Annotated in this window: 9 protein-coding genes; 5 read left to right on the top strand and 4 right to left on the bottom strand. The window is 40.3% G+C overall.

Going from position 1 to position 7,064, the window contains the following annotated elements:
• Positions 1–53 precede the first annotated feature (53 nt).
• Positions 54–425 carry a hypothetical protein gene (locus ORQ98_RS25160; RefSeq protein ID WP_274691583.1) on the bottom strand — a complete coding sequence of 124 codons (372 nt, stop codon included), beginning with the start codon at positions 423–425 and terminating at the stop codon, positions 54–56.
• A 15-nt stretch (positions 426–440) separates the two neighbouring features.
• A complete protein-coding gene (locus ORQ98_RS25155; RefSeq protein WP_274691582.1) occupies positions 441–788 on the bottom strand; it encodes a nucleotide pyrophosphohydrolase in 348 nt (115 codons plus the stop codon).
• Between the two features lie 171 nt (positions 789–959).
• On the opposite strand from ORQ98_RS25155, the gene ORQ98_RS25150 reads away from it, so the two are divergent.
• The 3 genes from ORQ98_RS25150 (at position 960) to ORQ98_RS25140 (ending at position 3,039) form a co-directional block, all read left to right on the top strand.
• The gene (locus ORQ98_RS25150; protein WP_274691581.1) at positions 960–1,301 is read left to right on the top strand and encodes a hypothetical protein; all 342 of its coding nucleotides are present in this window, start codon (positions 960–962) and stop codon (positions 1,299–1,301) included.
• Positions 1,302–1,477: 176 nt separating this feature from the next.
• Positions 1,478–1,756, top strand: a complete 279-nt coding sequence (locus ORQ98_RS25145; protein ID WP_274691580.1) for a helix-turn-helix domain-containing protein — start codon at positions 1,478–1,480, stop codon at positions 1,754–1,756.
• Positions 1,753–3,039 (top strand): type II toxin-antitoxin system HipA family toxin, encoded by a 1,287-nt coding sequence (locus ORQ98_RS25140; RefSeq protein WP_274691579.1) that lies wholly within the window; start codon positions 1,753–1,755, stop codon positions 3,037–3,039. Before ORQ98_RS25145 ends, ORQ98_RS25140 begins: the two co-directional genes overlap by 4 nt.
• Before the next feature lie 77 nt (positions 3,040–3,116).
• Here ORQ98_RS25140 and ORQ98_RS25135 read toward each other — a convergent pair whose 3' ends face one another.
• Positions 3,117–5,048, bottom strand: coding sequence for an SWIM zinc finger family protein (locus tag ORQ98_RS25135; RefSeq protein WP_274691578.1), 1,932 nt, complete (start codon positions 5,046–5,048; stop codon positions 3,117–3,119).
• 79 nt (positions 5,049–5,127) lie between these two features.
• Complete coding sequence (gene cyaY / locus ORQ98_RS25130; protein ID WP_274691577.1) at positions 5,128–5,496, bottom strand: iron donor protein CyaY; 369 nt, start codon at positions 5,494–5,496, stop codon at positions 5,128–5,130.
• Between the two features lie 140 nt (positions 5,497–5,636).
• On the opposite strand from cyaY, the gene lptM reads away from it, so the two are divergent.
• A complete protein-coding gene (lptM, locus tag ORQ98_RS25125; RefSeq protein ID WP_180568439.1) occupies positions 5,637–5,753 on the top strand; it encodes an LPS translocon maturation chaperone LptM in 117 nt (38 codons plus the stop codon).
• 21 nt (positions 5,754–5,774) lie between these two features.
• The gene (gene lysA, locus ORQ98_RS25120) at positions 5,775–7,025 is read left to right on the top strand and encodes a diaminopimelate decarboxylase (protein ID WP_274691576.1); all 1,251 of its coding nucleotides are present in this window, start codon (positions 5,775–5,777) and stop codon (positions 7,023–7,025) included.
• The last annotated feature ends 39 nt before the right edge of the window (positions 7,026–7,064 follow it).

Below are 7,064 nucleotides of genomic sequence, written 5' to 3'. Positions count from 1 at the left end.
GCATTTGTAGCGCTGAGAACACCTCCGCTACCAGGTAAGCTACTAAATATAGCTTAGGCATGATGATAATTAGGAAATGTTTTGACTATTGCATCCTTAGTTGTTTTTTCAACTTCAGACCATTGTTTTAACTCAATAATCACTGCAGAATCCTGAAAGTCTTTATTCCTTCCAGTCAGGATGAAGTCCACCCTTCTATTAGTGAGAGGGATATTGTACTCTATGGCTACTCTTGCAGAAGATGGTATTTCTGGATCAATTAATACTTGAAACATATATCGAAGAGAGTTTTCCCAAGATACAAACTCACTTTTTGGTGAATTTTTATTCAATTTTCTAAATACTTCATTTTCAATAATTTCGCCAATTCTATTTGAGCGAACATCATCAACAAATTCTTGCTTGGTAGCACTATAAACCAGCATTGTATTCCTTAATTCTTATAAATTAGTATACTTCTGTGAGTTGCCTTTAGCTTTACTCACGGGGTATTTCGCTTTATTACATTCTAGTTTTCTATGAGACTCTTTGATAGGATCCAATCCTAGCTGATCAAAAAGCATTATTAGATAAATTTGAATATCCGCCAGTTCATCTGCTGCAGCAGATAGCTGTTCTGGATTTAAATTTTTAGACTGCTCCTCTGTTAGCCACTGAAAAATTTCCAGTAACTCACCCGCCTCAGCACTTAGTGCCATCGCTAAGTTTTTTGGTGAATGAAACTTCTCCCACTCTCTCTCATTTACAAATTCACTCAACTTAACTTTTAAGCTTTCTAGTGATTCCATTTACAACTCCATTTTATTGAAAGTGATCATTTACAAATTATAATTAAGAATTTTACATCTCTATAGATCATTGCTACACCCACTTTAAACGGCAAGAGCATCTAATTGCACTTTCCATTCAACCATATGGCTAGCTGCTTTATTTAAATCACAATTTATTCTAGGCCACAAGTGAAAAGCTTTTCATTCCTAAAGGCATTAAACATACAAGGATTATTAGGCCAGTTGTTTAATCTGACAGCAGTCTTCTGGATATTTTGTACTCAGCGTTACTTCCTGGTGAACTCAATTATTGGATTCCAACCAGTATTATCCACAGCAGGTAGGATGAACTTAGAAATTATCTCTGCTTCGCTGAGCGACTTATTATTTATTGTTGAGGTGTTGGCTACCATCAGCGGTGTTCCTTATGTGCTTAACCACAGGAATGTGCATATTTCATCATTAAAAGACAGATTATGCATTAATATCAACCTGAAGACTAAAGCTGAGTGCATTATGCACATCAAATGATGTAGATACAGGCATAAAGTCATTACTCAACAACTATTTATATATTGTTATCCCTACTTAGCTTAATTTGACCTTTCCAGAACCACTCGCCAAAAGGATACTATTATATCTACAATTGGACTATACCTATAATAATAGCTACTATTATATCTATAAAGTAGCTTACAAGGTGATGTATGAAACGCTTATCTTTGCTGTCTCCTGCCGATATTCAGCAACAGCTAGCAGAGGCCATTCGTCAAAAGCGCAAAGCCATGAAGCTTTCACGTGAAGCACTGGCGGAAAAAAGTACTGTTCCCGCCCCCACGATTAAGAAGTTTGAAACTACAGGGCAAGTCTCGCTACGACAGTTTATTTTATTATGGCAGTGTGTTGATGATTTGGAGCGACTAGCTGAACTTTATAGAGTACAACCAATAAAGCCCCAAAGTATCGATGAGGTACTTGGTAAATGAGCAGCTTTAACCCAATCAATAAACTAGAGGTGTTTCGTCGACTAAGTAGCAATGAGAGAGTAGCTGTTGGCACTTTGGCTCAAAATGCTCAAGCTGTATTTTTTCAATACCATAGTGATTACTTGCAGCACTATGACAACCTCTCGCCATTTAACCTTCAGTTTGATAATAGTCTCCAGCAAGCACCAAAGTCACCTCATATGGGTTTACATGGTGTTTACGCTGACTCTCTACCTGATGACTGGGGTTTACTGTTAATGGATCGAGTTTTTCGTCAACACGGCATTCTACCTCATCAACTTACAGCAATGGACCGATTAGCATTTATTGGCAATCGGGGAATGGGTGCTTTGGAGTATGAACCTGTTTCTAGCTATCAGCCTGAACAAACAACTAGCCAGATTGATATTACCGAATTAGGCATACAAGCACAGGCTCTATTTGATGGCCAAACTACAGAGATACTTACCCAGCTGGCTAATGCGGGAAGCTCTGGTGGTGCACGACCAAAAGCACAAGTTTATTTAAACCCTGATAACTTAAAAAATGCCAGCACAATAGAAAAGGCTGGCTTCGACCCTTGGTTAGTTAAGTTTACCTCAGCCTCTTTAGCGCTAGGCCATGAGGAAGGGCTGTGTGAAGCTGCATACTTAACCCTGGCCGCAAAGGCAGGAATAGATGTACCAGAATGGCAATTAATCCACCCACCGAGCAGTTCTGGTGCAATAGCTTGGTTAGCATTGAAGCGCTTTGACTACTCACCAGAAAACGGGCGTTATCACCTTCATAGCCTATGTGGATTAGTAGATGCGGATTTTAGGATGCCGTCCATGGATTATGAAGACCTAATTAAAGTTAGTGCAGTGCTATGTAAAAGCCCTGCTGCTGGAAAAGCCCAGTTTCGCCGAGCAGTATTTAACCTATTTGCGTTAAATCAAGATGACCACAGTAAAAACTGGGCATTTTTGCAGGATGACCTTGGTCAATGGCAGCCTTCCCCTTTTTATGATGTAACCTTTAGCCCCGCTCCTCATGGTGAGCACAGTACTGCCTTTGGTGGTTTTGGTAAGACCCCTCCATTAAAAGTTATTCAACAATTAGCACGACAAGCTAATTTCGCAAGCTGGAAGCAAGCTCAAGAAGTGGTTACCGAGGTGGTTGACGCTTTATCCAAATGGAACGATGTAGCTAGCCAGCTGGGCATTTGTATAGAAACCAAACGCTTAATTAGCAAGCAGTTAAATGCTGTATGTAAGCAAAACCAAGCATTACTTGAGCCTTGATGTACTAGGAGAGTATCCAAAAGTAGGGGCTATGGGGTTACAGAGCCCCTACTTAATTCGAGAGCGTAACTCCTTAACTACCCCACCACTTTCTCACCAAACAACACCTTTAATTCTTCCTGCAAACGTCGTTTAGGCTTGTGTTCAACACGTATTCTTTCAATAAGCTTTTGCCATTCATTTAGGCGATTTAATTTTGTATAAAGTTTTCGCATTTTCCGTAAATAGCCAACAGCAGAAATATAAGAGTTCGCCTTTACCTCTGCTATTAGTGACTCAACTATATTGTCCCAAATAGTTATTGTAATATCAGGGTGCGTGTCTTTAACAGCTTCTGCCACATTTTGGCTTGTGTGATTATAACGGCTATAGAGTCGTCCCTTATTCGCTTTTTTGCTTTTTAAATAAAAATTAACTACGTCTTCATTACGCTGCTCTTTAATTGCTATGGAAATTAATACGTCATAGTTGGGAAAGTTTTCTTTATATTTTTTAACTAAAGGATATAGCACTTCTGGCTTAGGTAAAGGCCAATTCCTTTTAAGATTATTTTTAGCTATTACATCAGGGCGTTGCCCTGTTTCTAAATAGCCTAATATTTTGTTTCTCACTTCAGTCCAGCAGCCTGCTTTGGTACAAGCAGCTTGTAACTCCTCATAGGCTTCTAACGACGGCCTATCGAAAAAACTTTGTGCTCGGTATGCTGCTACTAAGTCATCCTGACTGTTTTGTGCAGCCATTTCACGCAGTAGGCTTTGCAACTTACTCGCTATTCCTGGCGCATCGTCTAATGTTTTATAAAAGCCATCAATACACCACTGACGAGCTTTTTTTATTTCACCTATAGCTAACAACTCATTTACTAAGTCTTGGTAATCTTGAGAAGATTCAACCTCTGCTTCCATTAGTGCTATCATTTTTTCATGTTGTCCACTCGCTTTTAACGAGTGTGTTACTGTTCTCAGTAGCTTCTTACGGTGATACTTTTTAGTAAAGTCATGTATAGAGGGTGGCATAGGAGTCGCTTTTAACCTTTTCATAAGACTGTCTACGACTTGTTGCCAATCAGCTGGAGTATATATCGGGCTTTCTAAAAACCCATTAGCATTTTCCAATAAGCCAATATCATCTTCTAACTGTCGTTCAATTACCCACAGCAATTGCTCCGAATGAGAAAGGCTTGACTCTGGAAGTGACTGGAGAACAACTTCCAAACATTGCCCAATTTCAAAAACAGTTTCACCTTCATCATTGGCCTGTTCAGCTTGTTGATGACATTGCTCCCATATGTACTCCCCAAGTTGTAATACATCATCCCCATGACCTTGTTTTAATAATGATGTCAATTGGGTTTTAACTGGAGAATAGTCTGGTATATTACTCTCATTATCCCAATGGTTGGACCAGGCATCTATTCGACTCAATTCTTTGATTTTTTTCCGCAGTCGTTTAACTTGCTGACTAACGTCACTATTACTAAAGCGATGGTTTTCTAGTATTAACTGCCTTATTTGAGGATGTTTATTGGTTATATCAATTAATAAGTCACACAAATCTGCATGAGTTTTTTTAACCAAAACCCTATACACTTGCACTTCATGGCCTGTTAATGTTTTTTCACATTCTCCCTCTAAATATAACTCAGCATCTTCCTCGATCTCATCATCAAGCTCATAATAAAGATCATTATCTTCAGTTAATAGCAGGATTTTTTTATGCTGCTTTAAATACTGACCAGCTTTTAAAATTAGGGCCACAGCGTGTTTACAGTTGTCATAGTATGGGCAGCTACACCCTGCAACTAATTCATTTTCATCATCTAAAAATACACGAGTAATATAAAGCTCACTTCCTTCAACCTCAGCAACTAACTCGTCATGTTCAGTAATGAAAATATCATCACTAACATAATTTATATAGCCTTTCCCTCGGCTAACAATGGTCGAGCCAGCCCACTCATATAAATCATCAATTGTTAACTTGCGTAAATATTTTTGAATATCTGACATGTATTATTTGATTCTTTTGTAGATAGAATAAAGTAAGCTCAACCTAAGTAAGGGGGTTATAACGACTCAACAAGCCATATCAACCCAACTCCAACTCTACTTCCTCTCCACCCTGCTCAGTCATAAACCGGTTCAACATACTAATGAATTCTTCGCCAGTGCTGTCACATACCCACTGCTGTTCGTTTGGTTGCTGTTTATTTGGTTGATAGTTAAAGTGAAATCCACCGCTTTTAGCTGCCAGCCATAGTTGTCGTAGTGCAGGCTGACGACTTAGGATAATCTGGCTGTGGTTTTCAAACTGCATGGTTAGCATACCGTTGCCAGACTCACAGTCGATATCAATTTCCAGCTCGTCGATGGCATCTTCAATTGCTACCATTAGTTCATCTAATAACTCGTTAAATTCTGCTTCTGTCATTCGTTTGTGACCTGTTTGATGAGACATCTAAATCGTTACCAGCCTGTTCTAGCCCATTGTACAAATTTGTTTAGTCGCTACCAGTTTAACTGTTTGAACATTAGCCGAGCTATAACAGACAGGGTATACTTTGCCGTCATTATTGTACTATTAGTGAGGGATATCCAATGCGCATTCTATTTGCTGTACTTCTGCTTACCTGGCTGGCTGGTTGCGGTCAAAAAGGACCTCTTTACTTACCAGATGAATCTGAGCAAGAATCTACAGAGTCTGTTAACCAATAAGCGATTTGATTAAGAAGCAATATGGATCACTTTTTTTACCGCGATGGCGAGTTATTTGCCGAAGATGTTCCGGTTACGGAGCTTGCTAAGCAGTATGGCACGCCCTGCTATGTCTACTCCCGTGCCACTCTGGAACGCCATTACACTGCCTATACCAAGGCGATGGGTGAACACCCCCATTTGATTTGCTATGCGGTAAAGGCCAACTCTAACCTGGCTGTTCTTAATGTTTTAGCAAAATTAGGTGCTGGCTTTGATATCGTTTCAGTAGGCGAGCTTGAGCGTGTCCTGGCTGCTGGCGGTGATCCTGCCAAAGTGGTTTTCTCTGGGGTAGCCAAGCAAGAGGCAGAAATTGCTCGTGCGCTTGAGGTCGGCATCCACTGTTTTAATGTGGAGTCTGAATTTGAGCTTGAGCGCATTCAAAAAGTCGCTGCACAGATGGATCAGCAAGCTGCTATCTCATTACGAATCAACCCAGATGTTGACGCTAAAACCCACCCCTATATTTCAACAGGGCTTAAAGAAAACAAGTTTGGTATTTCTTTTGATGACGCAATTTCTGTGTTTCAAAAGGCTGCCCAACTACCGAACCTGGAAATATTAGGTGTCGACTGTCATATTGGCTCACAATTAACTGAGATTGATCCATTTTTAGACGCCATGGATCGCCTATTATTTTTAGTGGATGAACTGGCCAAGCTGGGTATTAAGCTCAAACACCTCGACTTAGGTGGCGGCCTTGGAGTGCGTTACCAGCAGGAAATACCACCAGAGCCGGATACTTATGCCAAAGCGGTTATGGAAAAAATTCAGGGACGTAACCTCACCTTAGTATTTGAGCCAGGCCGCTCAATTGCTGCCAACGCAGGCATTTTAGTAACCCAAGTTGATATGCTGAAAGATAATGGCCACAAGCACTTTGCCATTGTAGATGCCGCCATGAACGACTTGATTCGCCCATCTCTATACAATGCCTGGCAAGACATTATTCAGGTAAAGCCAAGAACCGATGGCCTACAAGCCAACTTCGATATTGTTGGTCCTGTGTGTGAAACAGGTGATTTTCTAGGTAAAGGCCGAGAGCTTAACCTAAAACCAGGCGACTTACTGGCCGTTCGCTCAGCTGGTGCTTACGGTTTTGTTATGAGCTCCAATTACAACAGCCGTAACCGAGCAGCAGAAGTGATGGTAGATAAAGGCCAGCACCACTTAATACGGGCTAGAGAAACTTTTAGCCAGCAAATAGCAAACGAATATCTACTTCCTAACTAAGTAAAACTGGATATCTCTTGTAACCTTAACTAATGAGAT

It is taken from the genome of Spartinivicinus poritis (genome assembly GCF_028858535.1).
Classification (GTDB): Bacteria; Pseudomonadota; Gammaproteobacteria; order Pseudomonadales; family Zooshikellaceae; genus Spartinivicinus; species Spartinivicinus poritis.
This window is presented reverse-complemented; position numbering and strand designations above follow the sequence as displayed.

Bases quoted from the DNA above. Each gene is read 5' to 3' on its own strand.
- lysA (WP_274691576.1), top strand. From the start codon at position 5,775: ATGGATCACTTTTTTTACCGCGATGGCGAGTTATTTGCCGAAGATGTT.
- cyaY (WP_274691577.1), bottom strand. From the start codon at position 5,496: ATGTCTCATCAAACAGGTCACAAACGAATGACAGAAGCAGAATTTAAC.
- lptM (WP_180568439.1), top strand. From the start codon at position 5,637: ATGCGCATTCTATTTGCTGTACTTCTGCTTACCTGGCTGGCTGGTTGC.
- ORQ98_RS25160 (WP_274691583.1), bottom strand. From the start codon at position 425: ATGCTGGTTTATAGTGCTACCAAGCAAGAATTTGTTGATGATGTTCGC.
- ORQ98_RS25140 (WP_274691579.1), top strand. From the start codon at position 1,753: ATGAGCAGCTTTAACCCAATCAATAAACTAGAGGTGTTTCGTCGACTA.
- ORQ98_RS25135 (WP_274691578.1), bottom strand. From the start codon at position 5,048: ATGTCAGATATTCAAAAATATTTACGCAAGTTAACAATTGATGATTTA.
- ORQ98_RS25145 (WP_274691580.1), top strand. From the start codon at position 1,478: ATGAAACGCTTATCTTTGCTGTCTCCTGCCGATATTCAGCAACAGCTA.
- ORQ98_RS25155 (WP_274691582.1), bottom strand. From the start codon at position 788: ATGGAATCACTAGAAAGCTTAAAAGTTAAGTTGAGTGAATTTGTAAAT.